Origin of the sequence: Streptomyces aurantiogriseus (genome assembly GCF_014649375.1) — a bacterium.
Lineage (GTDB): Bacteria > Actinomycetota > Actinomycetes > Streptomycetales > Streptomycetaceae > Streptomyces > Streptomyces aurantiogriseus.
This window is the reverse complement of the sequence record NZ_BMSX01000006.1, coordinates 104,976-126,739: the sequence shown is the minus strand read 5'-3', so window position 1 is coordinate 126,739 and position 21,764 is coordinate 104,976. Positions and strand designations below refer to the sequence as shown.

The following is a 21,764-nucleotide window of genomic DNA, read 5'->3' as shown; positions in this document are numbered from 1 at the left end:
TTCGAACAGCTGCCGCACAAAGAGAGGCGGAACGGGAGCCGGGCCCACAAGCCGCGCGACCGCCGCCTCGCGGCTCTAGGGGATCGATGACTGAGTATGGCCGGAGCCCAGGCTCCGAACCGTGGCATCCGGAGGACCCGTTGTACGGGGACGGCGGATGGGAAGGGCAGCAGGCCCACGCCGGCCAACAGCCTGCCTACGGCGGCCAGCCGCAGCACCACTACCCGCAGCAGCCGCAGCAGCCGGGATACGGCGACTGGGGCAACGGACAGGCGCAGCAGTACGACCCACAGCAGTACCAGCAGTCCTACGACCAGCAGCAGTACCAGCAGTACCAGGGCCAGCAGCAGGCGTACCACGAGGGCGGCTGGGACGGCACCGGCACCCACGCGCACGTCCCGTACGCCGCCGACCCCGGTGACCCGTACGGCCAGCAGCCGGCCGCCTACGGTGCCGAGCAGCCCGACTTCTACGGCACCCCGGACGCCTATCCGCCACCGGAGCCGCCCGCCCGGCGGCGCCCCGAGCCGGAGCCGGAACCGGAGGCGGAGCAGCAGCAGCCCGACTGGGACCCGGGCCCCGACCAGGGCGAGCACGCCTTCTTCGCGGGCGGCGGAGGCGACGACGAGGACGACGACGAGCCGGAGGGCCGCGGCGACCGGCGTGGCCGGGGCGGCAAGGGCAGCAAGGGCGACAAGGGCAAGAAACGCCGCAACGGATGCGCCTGCCTGGTCGTCGTCCTGGTGTTCGGCGGGGGCATCGGCGGCGTCGGCTACTACGGCTACCAGTTCTACCAGAATCGTTACGCCGCGCCCCCGGACTACGCGGGCGACGGCACCAGCGAGAACGTGAACGTCGAGGTGCCCAAGGGTGCGGACGGCTCGGAGATCGGCCGCAGGCTCAAGGCGGCGGGCGTCGTCAAGAGCGTCGACGCCTTCGTGTCCGCGTTCACGAGCAATCCCGAGGGAGCCCAGATCCAGGCCGGCGCGTACATCCTCAAAAAGGAGATGTCCGCGCAGAGCGCCGTCGAGATGATGCTCGACCCGAAGAGCCAGGCCAATGTGATGGTCACTCCCGGCCAGCGCAACATCCAGGTCTACAAGGCGATCGACGCGAAACTCGGCCTTTCCTCCGGCACTACCAGGGGCGTCGCCGAGAAGGACTACAAGACCCTCGGCCTGCCCAGTTGGGCGAACAACAACGGCGACATCAAGGACCCGCTGGAGGGCTTCCTCTACCCGGGCACCTATGCCGCGGCCAAGGGCATGAAGCCCGCGGCGGTGCTCAAGGAGATGGTGCAGCGGGCCAACGAGGCCTACGGCGAGTACGACCTCAAGGCCAAGGCCGAGGCGCTCGACCTGGAGAACCCGCTGCAGGTCATCACGGTCGCCAGCCTCGTCCAGGCCGAGGGCAAGACGGACGACGACTACCGCAAGATGGCGGAGGTCGTCTACAACCGCCTCAAGTCGACGAACACCGAGACCAACCAGTTGCTGCAGTTCGACTCGACGTTCAACTATCTGAAGAACGAGAGCAACATCCACATCAGCGAGTCCGAGATCAACAGCAACAAGGACCCGTACAACACGTACACGCAGAAGGGGCTTCCGCCGGGACCGATCGGGAACCCGGGGGCGGATGCCCTGAAGGCCACGCTGAATCCGACGAGCGACGGCTGGATCTACTTCGTCGCGACCGACGGTGAGAGCAAGACGGAATTCGCGAAGACCTATGCGGAATTCGAGAGACTCAGGGACAAGTTCAACGAGAGCGTCGGTAACTGAGGCAATGAGCGACACAGCCAGCACGGAGCACGTCCACCGTCACCGGGCGGCGGTACTCGGCAGTCCCATCGCCCACTCCCTGTCCCCGGTGCTGCACCGCGCCGCGTACCAGGCGCTGGAGCTCACGGACTGGACGTACGACCGCTTCGACGTCGACGAGGCGGCGCTGCCCGGGTTCGTCGAGGGGCTCGGCGCCGAGTGGGCCGGGCTGTCGCTGACCATGCCGCTCAAGCGGGCGGTCATTCCGCTGCTCGATGAGATCAGTGAGACGGCGGCCTCCGTGGAGGCGGTCAACACCCTGGTGTTCACCGAGGACGGCCGCCGCGTCGGCGACAACACCGACATTCCCGGCATGGTGGCCGCCCTGCGCGAGCACGGTGTCGAGGAGGTCGACTCGGCCGCGATCCTGGGCGCCGGCGCCACCGCCTCCTCCGCGCTGGCCGCCCTGGCCAGGGTCTGCACCGGTGAGGTCGTCGTCTACGTGCGCAGCCAGGCCCGCGCCGACGAGATGCGCGGCTGGGGCGAGCGCCTCGGCCTCGAGGTCCGTACGGCGGACTGGGCGGACGCGGCCGAGGCGCTGCACCACCCGCTGGTCGTCGCGACCACCCCGGCCGGGACGACGGACGCCCTCGCCGCCTCGGTGCCGGAGCGTCCGGCCACCCTCTTCGACGTGCTGTACGAGCCCTGGCCGACCGAGCTGGCCGCGCGCTGGTCCATGTTCGGCGGCGCCGTCGTCAGCGGGCTCGACCTGCTGGTGCACCAGGCGGTGCTCCAGGTGGAGCAGATGACCGGCCGTTCCCCGGCTCCGCTGGACGCCATGCGAAAAGCGGGGGAGCACGCGCTCGCCTCCCGCTAGGATCCGCTGAGATCCGCAGGGGGCGGAGCACAGTGTGGGGGGAGTCAGGTACATGTCCAACGCGTCCGCCGAGGTGCCGCTGGCGTCCGGCAAGAGCGAGATCTTCGAGGCCGTCCTGCGGTTCATGCCCGAATGGGTGCAGATCACGGTGCTCTCGCTGATCGTGCTCGCCGTCGTCATCTCGTGGATCCTGAAGCTGAAGCGCAAGATCGAACACCGCCGTGCCGTGCGGGCCGGCGCGCCCGTGCACGCGGCGGCGCAGTACGGGCAGGGCCGCGGCGCGGACTACCTGGGTGCGTACGCGCCGCAGCAGAGCCAGCAGGCTCAGCCGCAGCAGGCCGCGTCGGCGGCTCAGCCGAGCGGTGCCGATTTCCTGGGTGCGTACGCGCCGCAGCAGAGCCAGCAGGCTCAGCCGCAGCAGGCCGCGGCGGCGGCTCAGCCGAGCGGTGCCGATTTCCTGGGTGCCTACGCCCCGCAGCAGAGGCGGGACGACACGCAGTGAACCCGGCGCCGGTCCGCCGCCGTCCGCCTGATGGACCGGCGGCCGGTTCCGGGCTGCGGACGTGGGAGGATCGTAGGTGGCGGGCCTGGGTCGCGCACCCGGTCACGTCGTTGCCGTACGCGAGGACGCGCGTACGCAGGGCAGTACCAGGCGCGAGCACTGAGGAGCACCGTTGAGCAGGTTGCGCTGGCTGACCGCGGGGGAGTCCCACGGTCCCGCACTCGTGGCGACGCTGGAGGGCCTTCCGGCCGGCGTGCCGATCACCACGGAGATGGTGGCGGACCATCTGGCGAGGCGCCGGCTCGGCTATGGGCGCGGTGCGCGGATGAAGTTCGAGCGGGACGAGGTCACCTTCATCGGCGGCGTCCGGCACGGCCTCACCCTCGGTTCCCCGGTGGCGGTCATGGTGGGCAACACCGAGTGGCCGAAGTGGGAGCAGGTCATGGCGGCCGACCCGGTCGACCCCGAGGTCCTGGCGGGCCTCGCGCGCAACGCGCCGCTGACCCGCCCGCGTCCCGGTCACGCCGACCTCGCCGGTATGCAGAAGTACGGCTTCGACGAGGCCCGCCCGATCCTGGAGCGTGCCTCCGCGCGCGAGACGGCCGCCCGCGTCGCGCTCGGCGCCGTCGCCCGGTCGTACCTCAAGGAGACGGCCGGTATCGAGATCGTCTCGCACGTGGTGGAGCTGGCTGCGGCGAAGGCGCCCTACGGCGTGTACCCGACCCCCGCCGACGTCGAGAAGCTGGACGCCGACCCGGTGCGCTGCCTGGACGCCGACGCGTCGAAGGCGATGGTCGCGGAGATCGACCAGGCCCACAAGGACGGCGACACCCTCGGTGGCGTCGTCGAGGTGCTGGCCTACGACGTGCCGGTGGGCCTGGGCTCGCACGTGCACTGGGACCGGAAGCTGGACGCCCGGCTGGCCGGCGCCCTCATGGGCATCCAGGCCATCAAGGGCGTGGAGATCGGCGACGGCTTCGAGCTGGCCCGGGTGCCGGGCTCGAAGGCGCACGACGAGATCGTGAAGACGCCCGAGGGCATCCGGCGGGCCACCGGCCGCTCCGGCGGTACCGAGGGCGGCCTGACCACCGGCGAGCTGCTGCGGGTCCGCGCGGCGATGAAGCCGATCGCGACCGTACCGCGCGCCCTGCAGACCGTGGACGTGGCCACCGGCGAGGCCACGCAGGCGCATCACCAGCGCTCCGACGTGTGCGCGGTGCCGGCGGCCGGCATCGTCGCCGAGGCCATGGTCGCCCTGGTCCTCGCGGACGCCGTCGCGGAGAAGTTCGGCGGCGACAGCGTGGCCGAGACCCGCCGCAACGTGCGGTCGTACCTCGACAACCTCCCCATCCGATGAGCGGGCCGCTGGTCGTCCTGGTCGGGCCGATGGGCGTCGGCAAGTCCACCGTCGGGCAGCAGCTGGCCGAACGGCTCCAGGTCGCCTACCGGGACACCGACGACGACATCGTCGCCGAGCAGGGCCGTGCGATCGCCGACATCTTCGTCGAGGAGGGCGAGTCCGCCTTCCGCGCCCTCGAGAAGCAGGCCGTGCGCCGCGCGCTCGCCGAGCACGACGGTGTCCTGGCGCTCGGCGGCGGCTCGATCCTGGACGCGGACACCCGCGCCCTGCTGTCCGGGCTGCGCGTGGTCTACCTGTCCATGGACGTCGAGGAAGCCGTCAAGCGCACCGGCCTCAACGCGGCCCGGCCGCTGCTCGCGGTCAACCCGCGCAAGCAGTGGCGCGAGCTGATGGAGGCGCGGCGGCACCTCTACGAGGAGGTCGCCACGGTCGTCGTACCGACGGACGGCCGCACCCCCGAAGAGGTCACCCAAGCCAGCCTGGACGCCTTGGAGTTGAAAGAAGCATGAGTGAGGCAGTGACGCGGATCCGGGTCGGCGGCAGCGCGGGCTCCGAGCCGTACGAGGTGCTGGTCGGTCGTCAGCTCCTCGGCGAGCTCGGCGGGCTGATCGGCGACAGGACCAAGCGGGTCGCCGTCATCCACCCGGAGGCGCTCGCCGAGACCGGCGACGCGTTGCGCGCCGACCTGGCCGAGCAGGGCTACGAGGCCGTCGCCATCCAGGTGCCCAACGCGGAGGAGGCCAAGACCGCCGAGGTCGCCGCCTACTGCTGGAAGGCTCTCGGCCAGTCCGGCTTCACCCGCACGGACGTCGTGGTGGGCGTCGGCGGCGGTGCGACCACCGACCTCGCCGGGTTCGTGGCCGCGACCTGGCTGCGCGGGGTGCGCTGGATCGCCATCCCGACGACCGTCCTCGCCATGGTGGACGCGGCCGTCGGCGGCAAGACCGGCATCAACACCGCCGAGGGCAAGAACCTCGTCGGCGCCTTCCATCCGCCGGCCGGTGTGCTGTGCGACCTGGCCGCCCTGGACTCCCTCCCGGTCAACGACTACGTCTCCGGGCTCGCGGAGATCATCAAGGCCGGCTTCATCGCCGACCCGGTGATCCTCGACCTCATCGAGGCCGACCCCGAGGCCGCCCGTACCCCGGCCGGTCCGCACACCGCCGAGCTGATCGAGCGCTCCATCAAGGTCAAGGCGGAGGTCGTCTCCTCCGACCTGAAGGAGTCGGGCCTCAGGGAGATCCTCAACTACGGTCACACCCTGGCCCACGCCATCGAGAAGAACGAGCGCTACCAGTGGCGCCACGGCGCGGCCGTCTCGGTCGGCATGCACTTCGCCGCCGAACTCGGCCGCCTCGCGGGCCGGTTGGACGATGCCACGGCCGACCGTCACCGCACGATCCTTGAAGCGGTGGGTCTGCCGTTGCACTACCGCTACGACCAGTGGCCCAGGCTGCTGGAGACCATGAAGGTCGACAAGAAGTCCCGCGGCGACCTCCTGCGCTTCATCGTGCTGGACGGTCTGGCCAAGCCCACCGTCCTCGAGGGCCCCGACCCGGCAGTCCTGCTCGCCGCGTACGGCGAAGTGGGCGAGTAAGTCCGCAGGGTTCCCTTCCGCCCGATTCGCCTTCCACAGTGGGCACTTCGGACCGCCCCCGGCCGTTCACCAAACGACAGCCGGGGGCGGTACCGTTCAGTAGCGAGCGGAGGCCCGCGCCCCCGCTGCCAGCGTCAATCGCCTGCGGCGAGGGAGCCGAAGGGACACCGCCACGCGGTGGGTAGCCGCACAGTTGGCAGTGCGGCGCCCCGGAGGTGAACCGAACCCAAGAACGAGACGGAGTGGCACCGGATGCAGCACGCAGTGGGTTCACCGCTGCCGCCGCCCCACCAGCCGGGGCATGGACCGGCCGTCGGCTGGTCACCGGCCGCACAACACCCGGGTCCGCACCAGCCGGGCAGCACCCCCCCGCAGACCGCCCCCGTGCCCGCGCCGCACCCGGCACCGGGCTTCACCGGTGCGCCTCCCTCGGGCCCGGTCCCGCCCGTGCCGCACCCCCAGCCTCCGCAGCACGCGCCCGTCCCCCCGGCCCCCGACACCACCGGGCACGTCCAGCTGCCCCCCGGCGGCCCCGTCCCCATGCCCACCGCACCCCCCGCCGCGACCGTCCCCGACCCGACGGCCACGACCCTGGCGGTGCTGCTCATCGGCCCCGCGGGCGCCGGCAAGACCAGCGTCGCCAAGTTCTGGGCCGACCACCGCCGGGTGCCCACGGCCCACATCAGCCTCGACGACGTGCGCGAGTGGGTCCGCTCGGGCTTCGCCGACCCGCAGCGCGGGTGGAACGACAACTCCGAGGCCCAGTACCGCCTGGCCCGCCGCACCTGCGGCTTCGCCGCGCGCAACTTCCTGGCCAACGGCATCTCCTGCATCCTCGACGACGCGATCTTCCCCGACCGCCCGGTCGTCGGCCTCGGCGGCTGGAAACGCCATGTGGGCCCCGGCCTCCTCCCGGTCGTGCTCCTCCCCGGCCTCGAGGTCGTCCTGGAGCGCAACGCCGAACGCTCCGGCAACCGCCGCCTCACCGACGAGGAGGTCGCCCGCATCCACGGCCGCATGGCCGGCTGGTACGGCTCCGGCCTCCCGATCATCGACAACTCCCAGCTGGACGTCCCGACGACGGCGAGGGTGCTGGACGACGTCCTGGCGAGGGCGATCGCGAGTCCGCCCAAGTGGTAGAGGACGTTCAGGAGATCTGAGGGGCAGCTGCCCGGGAGCGCGGGGCCGTACCGATGTGCGGCTCCGTCGGGTTGGCGCGACCAGCCCCCACAAACCCGCACCCGTCACATAACCGCACCCCCACAAACCAGCACCCGCCCCACAACCCCCGCTCGCCCCACTCGGCGGCTCCCAACCGGCACAATCCAGCCACCGCTCCTACGCTCGACTCATGTCAGAGGTGTACGCAACCCGCCGCACACGGCTGAGGGACCGCTGCAACGCGTCCGGCAACGCGGCAGCGCTCATCTCTCGCCCCGCCAATGTCAGGTACCTCGCGGGCGCCGCCCCGCGCGGCGCCGTCCTGCTGCTGGGCAAACAAGAGGACCTCCTCGTCTGCCCCGGCCCGCTCGACGACCGCCCCACCGAAGGCCGGCCCGACGAGAAGCTCACGGTGCACACCCTGCCCCGCCCCGGAGGCGACCCCGCCGTGGCCGCCACTGGCATCCTCGCAGGTCAGGGCGCCGAATCCCTCGCGGTCGAGGAACACCACCTCACGGTGGCCCGCCACCGCGCCCTCCGCTCGGTCGCCCCGCGACTGCGCCTGGCCGACCTCGGCGGCGCGGTCGAACAACTCAGGGTGGTCAAGGACGAGGAGGAGATCTCCTGCCTGCGCATCGGCGCCGAGATCGCCGACCAGGCACTGGGAGAGCTGCTGGAGTCCATCCTCGTCGGCCGCACCGAACGCCACCTCGCCCTGGAACTGGAGCGCCGCCTCGTCGACCACGGCGCCGACGGCCCCGCCTTCCCCACCTCCGTCGGCACCGGCCCGAACTCCGGCCGGCGCGGACACCGGCCCACCGACCGGCGGGTCGAGGAGGGCGACTTCCTCTCCGTCTGCCTGGGCGCGAACTACCGCGGCTACCGCTGCGAGATCGGCCGCACCTTCGTCATCGGCACGTCCCCGGCGGACTGGCAGATCGAGCTGTACGACGTCGTCTTCGCCGCCCAGCGCGCCGGACGCGAGAGCCTGGCACCCGGCGCCGCCTACCGTGACGTGGACCGCACCGCACGCCAGGTACTGGACTCCGCGGGCTACGGAGAGAGCCTGCCGCCCCTCACCGGGCACGGCGTCGGACTCGAAATCGACGAGGACCCGCAGTTGGCTCCCGCGGCCATGGGTAAACTGGACGCTTGCGTGCCGGTCACCGTCGAACCGGGGGTCCACCTCCCGGGCCGGGGCGGTGTCCGGATCGATGACACGCTCGTCGTGCGCCCCGAGGCGGACGGCGGACCCGAGCTACTCACCATCACGACCAAGGAGCTGCTCGCGCTCTAGCTTCGAGCTGTGCGCCCGCCCCGGGGTCGTCCACGTCAGTCCAGGAGATTCCGCAACCGTGGCTTCCACGAACGACCTCAAGAACGGCATGGTGCTCAAGCTCGAAGGCGGCCAGCTCTGGTCCGTCGTCGAGTTCCAGCACGTCAAGCCCGGTAAGGGCCCGGCCTTCGTGCGCACCAAGCTCAAGAACGTGCTCTCCGGCAAGGTCGTCGACAAGACCTTCAACGCCGGCGTCAAGGTCGAGACGGCCACTGTCGACAAGCGCGACATGCAGTTCTCGTACATGGACGGCGAGTACTTCGTCTTCATGGACATGGAGACCTACGACCAGCTGATGGTCGACCGGAAGGCCGTCGGCGACGCCGCCAACTTCCTCATCGAGGGCTTCATGGCCACCGTCGCCCAGCACGAGGGCGAGGTGCTCTTCGTCGAGCTCCCGGCCGCCGTCGAGCTGACCATCCAGGAGACCGAGCCGGGCGTCCAGGGCGACCGCTCCACCGGCGGCACCAAGCCCGCCACCCTGGAGACCGGTCACCAGATCCAGGTTCCTCTCTTCATCACCACCGGCGAGAAGATCAAGGTCGACACCCGCACGAGCGACTACCTCGGCCGGGTGAACAGCTAACCGTGGCCGCCCGCAACACGGCCCGCAAGCGCGCCTTCCAGATCCTCTTCGAAGGCGACCAGCGCGGCACCGACGTCCTGACGGTCCTCGCGGACTGGATCCGGCTCTCCCGGGCCGACACCCGGCAGCCGCCGGTGAGCGAGTACACGATGCAGCTGGTCGAGGGCTACGCGGAGCACGCGAAGCGTATCGACGAGCTGATCGCGCAGTACTCGGTCGGCTGGACGCTGGACCGGATGCCGGTCGTCGACCGCAACATCCTGCGGCTCGGCGCCCACGAGCTGATCTGGGTCGACGAGACCCCGGACGCGGTCGTCCTCGACGAGATGGTGCAGCTGGCGAAGGAGTTCTCCACGGACGAGTCGCCCTCGTTCGTCAACGGCCTCCTCGGCCGCCTCAAGGAGCTCAAGCCCTCGCTGCGCCGGGACGAGGCGTAAGCGGTACGACCCGAATGCCGGAGGGCCCGCAGCATCCCCGCTGCGGGCCCTCCGGCATTCCCCTGCCCCTGGTGCCCCACAGGCCCGCAGAACGCCGCCGGGGTGGCCGGAACCGTTAAGTTCCGGCCACCCCGGCGGCACGTTTCTGCTGAGACGCTACGGTGCTCAGTTCTCCTCGTGGGAGACGGCGCGACGCGCGTCCGCGTCCAGGACGCCCCAGCTGATCAGCTGCTCGGTGAGGACCGAGGGCGACTGGTCGTAGATGACGGCGAGCGTGCGCAGGTCGTCCTGGCGGATCGAGAGCACCTTGCCGTTGTAGTCACCGCGCTGCGACTGGATCGTCGCCGCGTACCGCTGCAGGGGGCCCGCCTTCTCGACCGGCACGTGGGCCAGCCGCTCCAGGTCCAGGACCAGCTTCGGCGGGGGCTCGGCGGCGCCGCCCGGGGTGGTGCCGGGCAGGAGCTCCTGTACCGGAACGCCGTAGAAATCGGCCAGCTCCGCGAGGCGCTGCACGGTCACGGCACGGTCGCCGCGCTCGTACGAACCGACCACGACCGCCTTCCAGCGTCCCTGGGACTTCTCCTCGACACCGTGGAGGGAAAGGCCCTGCTGGGTGCGGATCGCCCGGAGCTTGGCCCCGAGCTGTTTGGCGTATTCGCTGGACATATAGCTCCCCGGCACTGGGTCGACGCGACTGGCTCTGGTCCATGCCGCGCGGCTGGTAACTCACTGTGAGGTTACGCAGCGTGATTCTTCTGCGTCAAGCCGAATGGTCCACCCCGACTCTTCCGTGGTATCGATGGCTGATTACGCCGAGGGGGTGATCAGGGGTGTCGTCCCGGCCTGCTACGGTGGATGGCGCAATTCCGACGTCCTTTAAGGTCCGTCCCGTGAGGCGGAGAAGGGGGTCCGTTTCGTATGGACACGCAAGCGTCAGAGGCGAGGCCCGTCCTCGAAGGCCCTGACATCGCGCGGGTTCTCACCCGCATCGCCCACGAGATCGTCGAACGCGCCAAGGGCGCCGACGACGTGGTACTCCTCGGCATTCCGACCCGAGGTGTCTTTCTCGGCCGACGGCTCGCCGCCAAGCTCGAGCAGATCACCGACCGCACGATCCCGGTCGGCTCCCTCGACATCACCATGTACCGCGACGACCTGCGCATGCACCCGCCGCGTGCGCTGGCCCGCACCGAGATCCCCGGTGACGGCATCGACGGCAAGCTGGTCGTCCTCGTCGACGACGTGCTCTTCTCCGGCCGCACCATCCGCGCCGCCCTCGACGCCCTGAACGACATCGGGCGCCCGCGCGCGGTGCAGCTCGCGGTCCTCGTCGACCGCGGCCACCGCGAACTGCCCATCCGGGCCGACTACGTCGGCAAGAACCTCCCCACGTCGCTGCGGGAGACGGTCAAGGTCCAGCTCGCCGAGGAGGACGGTCGCGACACCGTGCTGCTTGGTGTGAAGCAGACCGCCTCGGGCGCGCAGCACTAGCGCTCCGGCGTACGCCCACGCGTGTGCGCCCCCATGCGCCCGCATGTCCGAAAACTCCCAAATGTCTTACGGAGCCTGACAGATGCAGCGTCATCTCATCTCGGCCGCCGACCTCACCCGCGACGACGCCGTCCACATCCTCGACACCGCCGAGGAGATGGCCCGGGTCGCCGACCGGCCCATCAAGAAGCTGCCGACCCTGCGCGGCCGCACCATCGTCAACCTCTTCTTCGAGGACTCCACACGCACCCGGATCTCCTTCGAGGCCGCCGAGAAGCGCCTGTCCGCGGACGTCATCAACTTCTCCGCCAAGGGCTCCAGCGTCTCCAAGGGCGAGTCCCTCAAGGACACCGCCCAGACGCTGGAGGCCATGGGCGTCGACGCCGTCGTCATCCGGCACGGCGCCTCCGGAGCGCCGTACCGGCTCGCCAACTCCGGCTGGATCGACGCCGCCGTCATCAACGCCGGTGACGGCACCCACCAACACCCCACCCAGGCCCTGCTCGACGCCTTCACCATGCGCCGCCGGCTCGTCGGCCGGGACGCGGGGATCGGCCAGGACCTGTCCGGCAAGCGCATCACCATCGTCGGGGACGTCCTGCACAGCCGGGTCGCCCGCTCCAACGTCGACCTGCTGCACACCCTCGGCGCCGAGGTCACCCTCGTCGCCCCGCCCACCCTCGTGCCGGTCGGCATCGAGACCTGGCCCTGCGAGGTGTCGTACGACCTCGACAGCACGCTTCCGAAGTCCGATGCGGTGATGATGCTGCGCGTGCAGCGCGAGCGGATGAACGCCGCGTTCTTCCCGACCGAGCGCGAGTACTCGCGCCGCTACGGCCTCGACGGCGACCGGATGGCGCGCATGCCCGAGCACGCCATCGTGATGCACCCCGGGCCGATGGTCCGCGGGATGGAGATCACCGCCGAGGTCGCCGACTCCGACCGCTGCACCGTCGTCGAGCAGGTCGCCAACGGCGTGTCGATCCGTATGGCCGTCCTGTACCTGCTCCTGGGCGGGAACGAACCCGCCGTCCGCCACGCCCGTCCCACCGGCACCACCGAGGAGAAGTAAGCGACCATGAGCAAGATCCTGATCCGTGGTGCGAAGGTGCTCGGTGGCGAGCCGCAGGACGTGCTGATCGACGGCGAGGTCATCGAGGCTGTCGGGACCGGCCTCCCCGATGACGGCGCCGAGGTCGTCGAGGCCCAGGGCAAGGTGCTGCTGCCGGGCCTCGTCGACCTGCACACCCATCTGCGTGAGCCCGGCCGTGAGGACTCCGAGACCGTTCTGACCGGTACCCGCGCGGCCGCCTCCGGTGGTTACACCGCCGTGTTCGCCATGGCCAACACCTTCCCCGTCGCCGACACCGCCGGCGTCGTCGAGCAGGTCTACCGGCTCGGCCAGGAGCACGGCTACTGCGATGTGCAGCCGATCGGCGCGGTCACCGTCGGTCTGGAGGGCCGCAAGCTCGCCGAACTGGGCGCCATGCACGAGTCGGCGGCCGGTGTCACCGTCTTCTCCGACGACGGCAAGTGCGTGGACGACGCGGTGATCATGCGACGGGCCCTGGAGTACGTGAAGGCCTTCGGCGGGGTCGTCGCCCAGCACGCGCAGGAGCCGCGGCTGACCGAGGGCGCCCAGATGAACGAGGGCGTCGTCTCCGCCGAGCTGGGGCTGGGCGGCTGGCCCGCGGTCGCCGAGGAGTCGATCATCGCCCGGGACGTCCTGCTCGCCGAGCACGTCGGTTCCCGCGTCCACATCTGCCACCTGTCCACCGCCGGCTCCGTGGAGATCGTGCGCTGGGCCAAGTCGCGGGGCATCGACGTCACCGCCGAGGTCACCCCGCACCACCTGCTCCTCACCGACGAGCTGGTGCGCACCTACAACCCGGTCTACAAGGTCAACCCGCCGCTCCGTACCGAGCGTGACGTGCTGGCCCTGCGCGAGGCGCTCGCCGACGGCACGATCGACATCGTCGCCACCGACCACGCCCCGCACCCGCACGAGGACAAGGACTGCGAGTGGGCCGCCGCCGCCATGGGGATGGTCGGCCTGGAGACCGCGTTGTCAGTGGTCCAGGAGACGATGGTGGAGACCGGGCTCCTCGACTGGGCCGGGGTCGCCGACCGCATGTCCTTCACGCCGGCCAGGATCGGGCAGGCCAAGGGTCACGGCCGTCCCGTCTCGGCAGGTGAGCCCGCCAACCTCACGCTCGTCGACACGGCATACCGTGGGTCGGTGGACCCCGCGGGCTTCGCCTCGCGCAGCCGGAACACCCCGTACGAGGGGCGTGAGCTGCCGGGCCGTGTGACGCACACGTGGCTCCGGGGCAAGGCCACGCTCGTCGACGGGAAGCTCACGTGACACCTGTAATCCTGCTCGCGGCCGAGAAGGAATCGGCCGAAGTGACCGACTGGGCCGCCCGTATCGGCTGGGTCGTCGGCCTCGCCCTGTTCGTCGCGCTCGTCTACTGGCTGATGCGCGAGGGCTGGAAGTGGCGCGGCACGCTGCAGAGCGACCTGCCGGAGCTGCCCACCGTGCCGGACGACCTCGGCCCGGTGAAACTGAGCATGAGCGGCCGCTACCACGGCTCCACCACCGCCGGGCAGTGGCTCGACCGCATCGTGGCGCACGGCCTGGGCACCCGCAGCCTGGTCGAGCTCACCCTGACGGACGCGGGACTGGACGTCGTACGCCCCGGCGCGGCCGACTTCTTCGTCCCCGCCGCCGCGCTGCGCGAGGCGCGGCTCGACAAGGGCATCGCCGGCAAGGTGCTCACCGAGGGCGGACTGCTCGTGGTGACCTGGGCGCACGGCGACAAGCTGATCGACTCCGGATTCCGCTCGGACCGCGCGGCCGAGCACAACGAGTGGGTCGACGTCATTAACTCCATGATCGAAACAACCACCAGGGAAGGCGCCGAACGATGACGACCTCCATCCAGGGGACCGCCTCCCAGAGGCAGAAGGCGGCTCCCGCCGTACTCGTCCTGGAGGACGGCCGGACCTTCCGCGGCCGTGCCTACGGGGCTGTGGGGGAGACCTTCGGCGAAGCGGTGTTCTCCACCGGCATGACCGGCTACCAGGAGACCCTGACCGACCCCTCCTACGACCGCCAGATCGTGGTCGCGACCGCCCCGCAGATCGGCAACACCGGCTGGAACGACGAGGACGACGAGTCCAAGCGCATCTGGGTCTCCGGCTACGTCGTGCGCGACCCCGCGCGCGTGCCCTCCAACTGGCGCGCCAAGCGCTCCCTCGACGACGAACTGGTCGCCCAGGGTGTCGTCGGCATCTCCGGCATCGACACCCGCGCCCTCACCCGTCACCTGCGCGAGCGCGGCTCGATGCGCGCCGGCATCTTCTCCGGCGAGGCGATCGGCCCCGAGGCCGAGCTCCTCGCGCGCGTGCAGGCCCAGCCGCACATGAAGGGCGCGAGCCTCTACGAGGAGGTCGCCACCCAGGAGGCGTACGTCGTCCCGGCGGTCGGCGAGAAGCGGTTCACCGTGGCCGCGATCGACCTCGGCATCAAGGGCATGACCCCGCACCGCATGGCCGAGCGCGGCATCGAGGTGCACGTCCTGCCGGCGACGGCCACCGCGGACGAGGTGTACGCCGTGAACCCCGACGGCGTGTTCTTCTCCAACGGCCCCGGCGACCCGGCCACCGCCGATGGCCCGGTCGCGCTGATGACCGAGGTGCTGGAGCGCAGGACGCCCTTGTTCGGCATCTGCTTCGGCAACCAGATCCTCGGCCGCGCCCTCGGCTTCGGCACCTACAAGCTGAAGTACGGCCACCGCGGCATCAACCAGCCGGTCCAGGACCGTACGACCGGCAAGGTCGAGGTCACCGCGCACAACCACGGCTTCGCCGTGGACGCGCCGCTCGACAAGGTCAGCGAGACCAAGTTCGGCCGCGCCGAGGTCTCCCACGTCTGCCTGAACGACGACGTCGTGGAGGGGCTGCAGCTGCTCGACCAGCCGGCCTTCTCCGTCCAGTACCACCCCGAAGCGGCAGCCGGCCCGCACGACGCCGCCTACCTGTTCGACCGCTTCGTATCCCTGATGGAGGGCCAGCGTGCCTAAGCGCACCGATATCCAGTCCGTCCTGGTCATCGGCTCCGGCCCGATCGTCATCGGCCAGGCCGCCGAGTTCGACTACTCCGGCACCCAGGCGTGCCGCGTCCTGCGCGCCGAGGGCCTGCGCGTCATCCTCGTCAACTCCAACCCGGCGACGATCATGACCGACCCGGAGATCGCCGACGCGACCTATGTCGAGCCGATCACCCCGGAGTTCGTCGAGAAGATCATCGCCAAGGAGCGGCCGGACGCCCTGCTGCCCACCCTGGGCGGCCAGACGGCGCTCAACACCGCCATCTCGCTGCACGAGAACGGCGTCCTGGAGAAGTACGGCGTCGAGCTGATCGGCGCCAACGTGGCCGCCATCCACAAGGGCGAGGACCGCGACCAGTTCAAGGAGGTCGTGGAGGAGGTCCGCCGCAAGATCGGGCACGGCGAGTCCGCCCGCTCGGTCATCTGCCACTCCATGGACGACGTGCTCGCGGGCGTCGAGACGCTCGGCGGATACCCGGTCGTCGTCCGCCCGTCCTTCACCATGGGCGGCGCCGGCTCGGGCTTCGCGCACGACGAGGAGGAGCTGCGCCGCATCGCCGGCCAGGGCCTCACGCTCTCCCCGACCACCGAGGTGCTCCTGGAGGAGTCCATCCTCGGCTGGAAGGAGTACGAGCTGGAGCTGATGCGCGACAAGCACGACAACGTCGTGGTCGTCTGCTCCATCGAGAACTTCGACCCCATGGGCGTGCACACCGGCGACTCCATCACCGTGGCGCCCGCGATGACCCTGACCGACCGCGAGTACCAGATCCTGCGGGACATCGGCATCGCCGTCATCCGCGAGGTCGGCGTCGACACCGGTGGCTGCAACATCCAGTTCGCGGTGAACCCCGTCGACGGCCGGGTCATCGTCATCGAGATGAACCCGCGCGTGTCGCGTTCCTCCGCGCTGGCCTCCAAGGCGACCGGCTTCCCGATCGCCAAGATCGCGGCCAAGCTCGCCGTCGGCTACACCCTCGACGAGATCCCGAACGACATCACGCAGGAGACCCCGGCCTCCTTCGAGCCGACGCTCGACTACGTCGTCGTGAAGGCCCCGCGCTTCGCCTTCGAGAAGTTCCCGCAGGCCGACTCCACCCTCACCACCACCATGAAGTCGGTCGGCGAGGCCATGGCCATCGGCCGCAACTTCACCGAGGCCTTCCAGAAGGCGCTGCGCTCGCTGGAGAAGAAGGGCAGCCAGTTCACCTTCGTCGGCGAGCCCGGCGACAAGGAGACCCTGCTGGCGGAGGCCGTCCGGCCCACCGACGGCCGGATCAACACCGTCATGCGGGCCATCCGCGCGGGCGCCACGCCCGAGGAGGTCTTCGAGTACACGAAGATCGACCCGTGGTTCGTCGACCAGCTCTTCCTGATCAAGGAGATCGCCGACGAGCTGGCCGCCGCCCCCGAGCTCACGCCCGAGCTGCTCGCCGAGGCCAAGCGGCACGGCTTCTCCGACCAGCAGATCGCCGAGATCCGCGGGCTGCGCGAGGACGTCGTGCGCGAGGTGCGGCACGCGCTGGGCGTCCGCCCGGTCTACAAGACGGTCGACACCTGCGCCGCCGAGTTCGCGGCGAAGACGCCGTACTTCTACTCCTCCTACGACGAGGAGAGCGAGGTCGCGCCCCGCGAGAAGCCCGCGGTCATCATCCTGGGCTCCGGCCCGAACCGCATCGGCCAGGGCATCGAGTTCGACTACTCCTGCGTCCACGCCTCCTTCGCCCTGAGCGACGCGGGCTACGAGACCGTGATGGTCAACTGCAACCCGGAGACCGTCTCCACCGACTACGACACCTCCGACCGCCTCTACTTCGAGCCGCTGACGCTGGAGGACGTGCTGGAGATCGTCCACGCGGAGGCGCAGGCCGGCCCGATCGCCGGCGTCGTCGTCCAGCTCGGCGGCCAGACCCCGCTGGGCCTGGCGCAGGCGCTGAAGGACAACGGCGTGCCGATCGTCGGCACGTCCCCCGAGGCGATCCACGCGGCCGAGGACCGGGGCGCCTTCGGGCGCGTGCTCGCCGAGGCCGGCCTCCCGGCCCCGAAGCACGGCACGGCCACCACCTTCGCCGAGGCCAAGTCCATCGCGGACGAGATCGGCTACCCGGTCCTCGTCCGGCCGTCGTACGTCCTCGGTGGACGCGGCATGGAGATCGTCTACGACGAGGCCCGGCTGTCCTCGTACATCGCCGAGTCGACCGAGATCAGCCCCACCCGGCCGGTCCTCGTCGACCGCTTCCTCGACGACGCCATCGAGATCGACGTGGACGCGCTCTACGACGGCGAGGAGCTGTACCTCGGTGGCGTCATGGAGCACATCGAGGAGGCCGGTATCCACTCCGGCGACTCGGCGTGCGCCCTGCCGCCGATCACCCTGGGCGGCTTCGACATCAAGCGCCTGCGGGCCTCCACGGAGGCCATCGCCAAGGGCGTCGGTGTGCGCGGCCTGATCAACATCCAGTTCGCGATGGCCGGCGACATCCTCTACGTCCTGGAGGCCAACCCGCGCGCGTCCCGCACGGTCCCCTTCACCTCGAAGGCGACCGCGGTCCCGCTGGCGAAGGCCGCCGCCCGGATCTCGCTGGGCGCGACCATCGCCGAGCTGCGCGCCGAGGGGCTGCTCCCGGCGACCGGCGACGGCGGCGAGCTGCCGCTGGACGCACCGATCTCCGTCAAGGAGGCCGTGATGCCCTGGACCCGCTTCCGGGACACCTCCGGCCGCGGCGTAGACACCGTCCTCGGCCCGGAGATGCGCTCCACCGGCGAGGTCATGGGCATCGACTCCGTCTTCGGCACGGCGTACGCCAAGTCGCAGGCCGGCGCGTATGGTCCGCTGCCCACCAAGGGCCGCGCGTTCATCTCGGTCGCCAACCGCGACAAGCGCTCGATGATCTTCCCGGCGCGCGAGCTGGTCGCCCACGGCTTCGAACTGCTCGCCACCTCCGGCACCGCCGAGGTCCTCAAGCGCAACGGCATCAACGCCACGGTCGTGCGCAAGCAGTCGGAGGGCGCCGGCCCCAACGGCGAGAAGACCATCGTCCAGCTCATCCACGACGGCGAGGTCGACCTCATCGTCAACACCCCGTACGGCACCGGCGGCCGCCTCGACGGCTACGACATCCGTACGGCGGCCGTGGCGCGGTCCGTGCCGTGTCTGACGACGGTGCAGGCGCTCGCCGCAGCCGTCCAGGGCATCGACGCCCTCAACCACGGTGGCGTGGGCGTCCGTTCGCTCCAGGAACACGCGGAACACCTGACCGCGGCCCGCGACTAGCAGCCGACGAGGGGGACACCGGAAACGGTGTCCCCCTCTTCATGAGGACCCCTGAGGACTCCCGAGATGTACAAGCTCTTCTTCCGTCTGGTCTTCCAACGGATGGACCCCGAGAAGGCCCACCACCTGGCCTTCCGCTGGATCCGCCTCGCCGTCCGCATCCCCGTACTGCGCACCTTCGTGGCGGCCGCCCTCGCCCCCCGCCACAAGGAGCTGCGCACGGAGGCCTTCGGGCTGCGCATGCACGGCCCCTTCGGGCTCGCCGCCGGTTTCGACAAGAACGCGATCGCCGTCGACGGGATGTCGATGCTGGGCTTCGACCACGTCGAGATCGGCACGGTCACCGGGGAGCCGCAGCCCGGCAACCCCAAGAAGCGGCTCTTCCGGCTGGTGCCGGACCGGGCGCTGATCAACCGCATGGGCTTCAACAACGAGGGCTCGCTGGCCGTCGCCGCGCGCCTGGCCTCCCGGGAGCCCGTCTTCAAGACGGTGGTGGGCGTCAACATCGGCAAGACCAAGGTCGTCCCGGAGGCCGAGGCCGTCCTCGACTACGTGAAGTCGGCCGAGCGGCTCGCGCCGTTCGCCGACTACCTGGTCGTGAACGTCTCGTCCCCGAACACGCCCGGTCTGCGCAACCTTCAGGCCACCGAGGCGCTCCGTCCGCTGCTGCGCGCCGTTCGCGAGGCCGCCGACCGCATGGTGACGAACCGCCGGGTCCCGCTGCTGGTGAAGATCGCGCCGGATCTGGCCGACGAGGACGTGGACGCGGTCGCCGACCTCGCCGTGGAGCTCGGCCTCGACGGGATCATCGCCACCAACACCACCATCGCGCGCGAGGGCCTCGGTCTGACAGCCGAACCCTCGCTGGTGAAGGAGGCAGGCGGACTGTCCGGCGCGCCGTTGAAGGCGCGCTCCCTGGAAGTGCTGCGCCGTCTCTACGCGCGCGTGGGCGACCGCATCACCCTCGTGGGCGTCGGCGGCATCGAGAACGCCGAGGACGCCTGGCAGCGCATCCTGGCCGGCGCCACGCTCGTCCAGGGCTACAGCGCCTTCATCTACGAGGGACCCTTCTGGGCCCGCGCGATCCACAAGGGACTCGTCGCTCGGCTGCGCACGAGCCCGTACGCCACGCTGGCCGAGGCGGTCGGCGCCGACGTGAGGAAGACGGCATGACCCTGGAGCCCTTCGGCGCGCGCCTGCGCCGGGCGATGGACGAGCGTGGCCCGCTCTGCGTCGGGATCGACCCGCACGCGTCCCTGCTCGCCGAGTGGGGCCTGGACGACGACATCGCCGGTCTGGAGCGGTTCAGCCGGACGGTCGTCGAGGCGATGGCCGACCGGGTCGCCGTCCTGAAGCCGCAGAGCGCCTTCTTCGAGCGCTTCGGCTCACGCGGGGTCGCCGTCCTGGAGAAGTCGGTCGAGGAGGCGCGGGCGGCCGGCGCCCTCGTCGTGATGGACGCCAAGCGCGGCGACATCGGCTCGACCATGGCCGCGTACGCCGAGTCCTTCCTCCGCGAGGGCGCCCCCCTCTTCTCGGACGCTCTCACCGTCTCGCCGTACCTCGGCTACGGCTCCCTGAGCCCGGCCGTCGCGCTGGCGCGCGAGAGCGGCGCCGGTCTGTTCGTGCTGGCGCTGACCTCCAACCCGGAAGGCGGCGAGGTCCAGCACGCGGTGCGCGCGGACGGGCGGAACGTGGGCGCGACGATGCTGGCGCACCTGGCCGCCGAGAACGCGGGGGAGGAGCCCCTGGGCTCCTTCGGCGCGGTCGTCGGCGCCACCCTGGGCGACCTGTCGACGTACGACCTCGACATCAACGGGCCGCTCCTCGCGCCCGGCATCGGCGCCCAGGGGGCGACCGCGGCGGACCTGCCGCGCGTGTTCCGGTCCGCCGTGCGCAACGTCGTGCCGAACGTCAGTCGCGGTGTGTTGCGCCACGGTCCCGACGTCGTCGCGCTGCGTGACGCCGCGGACCGTTTCGCCGAGGAGATCCGGGCCGCGGTGGCGGCCGTCTGAACCTCGCCGGCCGCCCGACCGGGGGCTCCATCGGGCGGCCCGGGGCCGACTTGAGCCTGGATACATTCTCAAATCCGGGGCATTATGTCCTAAATGTCCGGCCTGACGGAGGCTGACCAGGACTTTTCCTCTGTTCTCGCTGACTCTGGCGGAGTTGGCCGCTAGTCTCCGACGGAGAGTGAACGGGCAAGCGTGTTGCTCGTGGCTCCCCAGGTGTGGGGCGACTAGGTTCCTCACCGGTCCGTATCCGACAAGTTCGACATCCGAGGTGACGTAGGCGTGGCTCTTCCGCCCCTTACCCCCGAACAGCGCGCAGCCGCGCTCGAAAAGGCCGCCGCGGCTCGCCGGGAGCGGGCCGAGGTCAAGAATCGACTCAAGCACTCCGGCGCCTCCCTTCACGAGGTCATCAAGCAGGGTCAGGAAAACGACGTCATCGGCAAGATGAAGGTCTCCGCCCTGCTCGAGTCGCTGCCGGGCGTGGGCAAGGTCCGCGCCAAGCAGATCATGGAGCGACTCGGCATCTCCGAGAGCCGCCGTGTGCGTGGTCTCGGTTCCAACCAGATCGCCTCTCTGGAGCGTGAGTTCGGCGACACCGCCAAGTGAGTCCGAGGTGCTCCGGGCAGATCGTCCCGGGCACTGCGGGACAACTGGAATAATCGCTGCATGAGTGAACGTCCGCGGCTGACCGTGCTCTCCGGCCCCTCCGGGGTCGGCAAGAGCACGGTCGTCGCCCATATGCGCAAGGAACACCCCGAGGTCTGGCTCTCGGTGTCGGCGACGACCCGCAAGCCCCGCCCCGGCGAGAAGCACGGAGTCCACTACTTCTTCGTCACCGACGACGAGATGGACAAGCTGATCGCCAACGGTGAGCTGCTGGAGTGGGCCGAGTTCGCCGGCAACCGCTACGGCACTCCGCGGGGTGCCGTGATGGAGCGCCTCGAGGCGGGCGAGCCCGTCCTCCTGGAGATCGACCTCCAGGGCGCGCGGCAGGTCCGGGAGTCCATGCCCGAGGCCCAGCTCGTGTTCCTGGCTCCGCCCTCGTGGGAGGAGCTGGTGCGCAGACTCACCGGGCGGGGCACCGAACCGCCCGAGGTGATCGAGCGCCGCCTGGAGGCGGCCAAGATCGAGCTCGCGGCCGAGCCGGAGTTCGACGAGACCCTGGTCAACACCTCCGTCGAGGATGTGGCGCGCGAGCTGCTAGCCTTGATGGATGTCGTGTGATCACGAGTGCTGTGATCACCGCCCGTCTTTTCCCA

21 protein-coding genes are annotated in these 21,764 nt (G+C 70.5%); 20 read left to right on the top strand and 1 reads right to left on the bottom strand.

Going from position 1 to position 21,764, the window contains the following annotated elements:
- Positions 1 to 86: 86 nt before the first annotated feature.
- The 10 genes from mltG to nusB all read left to right on the top strand — a co-directional run bounded on the left by mltG (position 87) and on the right by nusB (position 9,619).
- Positions 87 to 1,784, top strand: a complete 1,698-nt coding sequence (gene mltG, locus IE263_RS15150) for an endolytic transglycosylase MltG (protein ID WP_189936529.1) — start codon at positions 87 to 89, stop codon at positions 1,782 to 1,784.
- Positions 1,785 to 1,788: 4 nt separating this feature from the next.
- On the top strand, positions 1,789 to 2,640 hold the full coding sequence (locus tag IE263_RS15145) for a shikimate dehydrogenase (protein ID WP_189936527.1): 852 nt from the start codon (positions 1,789 to 1,791) through the stop codon (positions 2,638 to 2,640).
- A 52-nt stretch (positions 2,641 to 2,692) separates the two neighbouring features.
- Positions 2,693 to 3,142, top strand: coding sequence for a hypothetical protein (locus tag IE263_RS15140; protein WP_189936525.1), 450 nt, complete (start codon positions 2,693 to 2,695; stop codon positions 3,140 to 3,142).
- A gap of 172 nt (positions 3,143 to 3,314) precedes the next feature.
- Complete coding sequence (gene aroC, locus IE263_RS15135) at positions 3,315 to 4,499, top strand: chorismate synthase (RefSeq protein WP_189936523.1); 1,185 nt, start codon at positions 3,315 to 3,317, stop codon at positions 4,497 to 4,499.
- The gene (locus IE263_RS15130) at positions 4,496 to 5,011 is read left to right on the top strand and encodes a shikimate kinase (protein ID WP_189936519.1); all 516 of its coding nucleotides are present in this window, start codon (positions 4,496 to 4,498) and stop codon (positions 5,009 to 5,011) included. The genes aroC and IE263_RS15130 overlap by 4 nt, the downstream gene beginning before the upstream one ends.
- Positions 5,008 to 6,099 (top strand): 3-dehydroquinate synthase, encoded by a 1,092-nt coding sequence (gene aroB, locus IE263_RS15125; RefSeq protein ID WP_189936516.1) that lies wholly within the window; start codon positions 5,008 to 5,010, stop codon positions 6,097 to 6,099. The genes IE263_RS15130 and aroB overlap by 4 nt, the downstream gene beginning before the upstream one ends.
- Positions 6,100 to 6,351: 252 nt before the next feature.
- Positions 6,352 to 7,239, top strand: a complete 888-nt coding sequence (locus IE263_RS15120; protein ID WP_189936515.1) for a Pro-rich N-terminal domain-containing protein — start codon at positions 6,352 to 6,354, stop codon at positions 7,237 to 7,239.
- Positions 7,240 to 7,450: 211 nt separating this feature from the next.
- Positions 7,451 to 8,557: an aminopeptidase P family protein gene (locus IE263_RS15115; RefSeq protein ID WP_189936513.1), complete on the top strand. Its 1,107-nt coding sequence runs from the start codon at positions 7,451 to 7,453 to the stop codon at positions 8,555 to 8,557.
- A gap of 58 nt (positions 8,558 to 8,615) precedes the next feature.
- Positions 8,616 to 9,182 carry an elongation factor P gene (gene efp, locus IE263_RS15110; protein WP_133929511.1) on the top strand — a complete coding sequence of 189 codons (567 nt, stop codon included), beginning with the start codon at positions 8,616 to 8,618 and terminating at the stop codon, positions 9,180 to 9,182.
- Positions 9,183 to 9,184: 2 nt separating this feature from the next.
- Complete coding sequence (gene nusB, locus IE263_RS15105; protein WP_189936511.1) at positions 9,185 to 9,619, top strand: transcription antitermination factor NusB; 435 nt, start codon at positions 9,185 to 9,187, stop codon at positions 9,617 to 9,619.
- 165 nt (positions 9,620 to 9,784) lie between these two features.
- On the opposite strand, the gene bldD is transcribed toward nusB, so the two are convergent.
- Positions 9,785 to 10,285 carry a transcriptional regulator BldD gene (gene bldD, locus IE263_RS15100; RefSeq protein ID WP_030785871.1) on the bottom strand — a complete coding sequence of 167 codons (501 nt, stop codon included), beginning with the start codon at positions 10,283 to 10,285 and terminating at the stop codon, positions 9,785 to 9,787.
- Between the two features lie 252 nt (positions 10,286 to 10,537).
- On the opposite strand from bldD, the gene pyrR reads away from it, so the two are divergent.
- The 10 genes from pyrR to gmk all read left to right on the top strand — a co-directional run bounded on the left by pyrR (position 10,538) and on the right by gmk (position 21,729).
- Entirely contained in the window at positions 10,538 to 11,110 is a 573-nt protein-coding gene (pyrR, locus tag IE263_RS15095; protein ID WP_189936509.1) for a bifunctional pyr operon transcriptional regulator/uracil phosphoribosyltransferase PyrR, read from the top strand.
- A gap of 82 nt (positions 11,111 to 11,192) precedes the next feature.
- Positions 11,193 to 12,182, top strand: a complete 990-nt coding sequence (locus IE263_RS15090; protein WP_189936507.1) for an aspartate carbamoyltransferase catalytic subunit — start codon at positions 11,193 to 11,195, stop codon at positions 12,180 to 12,182.
- A 6-nt stretch (positions 12,183 to 12,188) separates the two neighbouring features.
- Positions 12,189 to 13,475 (top strand): dihydroorotase, encoded by a 1,287-nt coding sequence (locus IE263_RS15085; protein WP_189936505.1) that lies wholly within the window; start codon positions 12,189 to 12,191, stop codon positions 13,473 to 13,475.
- Positions 13,472 to 14,041: a PH-like domain-containing protein gene (locus IE263_RS15080; RefSeq protein WP_189936503.1), complete on the top strand. Its 570-nt coding sequence runs from the start codon at positions 13,472 to 13,474 to the stop codon at positions 14,039 to 14,041. The genes IE263_RS15085 and IE263_RS15080 overlap by 4 nt, the downstream gene beginning before the upstream one ends.
- Positions 14,038 to 15,195, top strand: coding sequence for a glutamine-hydrolyzing carbamoyl-phosphate synthase small subunit (gene carA / locus IE263_RS15075; RefSeq protein WP_189936501.1), 1,158 nt, complete (start codon positions 14,038 to 14,040; stop codon positions 15,193 to 15,195). The genes IE263_RS15080 and carA overlap by 4 nt, the downstream gene beginning before the upstream one ends.
- Positions 15,188 to 18,496, top strand: a complete 3,309-nt coding sequence (gene carB / locus IE263_RS15070) for a carbamoyl-phosphate synthase large subunit (protein ID WP_189936498.1) — start codon at positions 15,188 to 15,190, stop codon at positions 18,494 to 18,496. The genes carA and carB overlap by 8 nt, the downstream gene beginning before the upstream one ends.
- A 66-nt stretch (positions 18,497 to 18,562) precedes the next feature.
- The gene (locus IE263_RS15065) at positions 18,563 to 19,669 is read left to right on the top strand and encodes a quinone-dependent dihydroorotate dehydrogenase (RefSeq protein ID WP_189936495.1); all 1,107 of its coding nucleotides are present in this window, start codon (positions 18,563 to 18,565) and stop codon (positions 19,667 to 19,669) included.
- Complete coding sequence (gene pyrF, locus IE263_RS15060; protein ID WP_189936493.1) at positions 19,666 to 20,508, top strand: orotidine-5'-phosphate decarboxylase; 843 nt, start codon at positions 19,666 to 19,668, stop codon at positions 20,506 to 20,508. The genes IE263_RS15065 and pyrF overlap by 4 nt, the downstream gene beginning before the upstream one ends.
- Before the next feature lie 279 nt (positions 20,509 to 20,787).
- Positions 20,788 to 21,111 carry an integration host factor gene (locus IE263_RS15055; RefSeq protein ID WP_189936491.1) on the top strand — a complete coding sequence of 108 codons (324 nt, stop codon included), beginning with the start codon at positions 20,788 to 20,790 and terminating at the stop codon, positions 21,109 to 21,111.
- Positions 21,112 to 21,171: 60 nt separating this feature from the next.
- Entirely contained in the window at positions 21,172 to 21,729 is a 558-nt protein-coding gene (gmk, locus tag IE263_RS15050) for a guanylate kinase (RefSeq protein ID WP_189936489.1), read from the top strand.
- Positions 21,730 to 21,764: the final 35 nt, after the last annotated feature.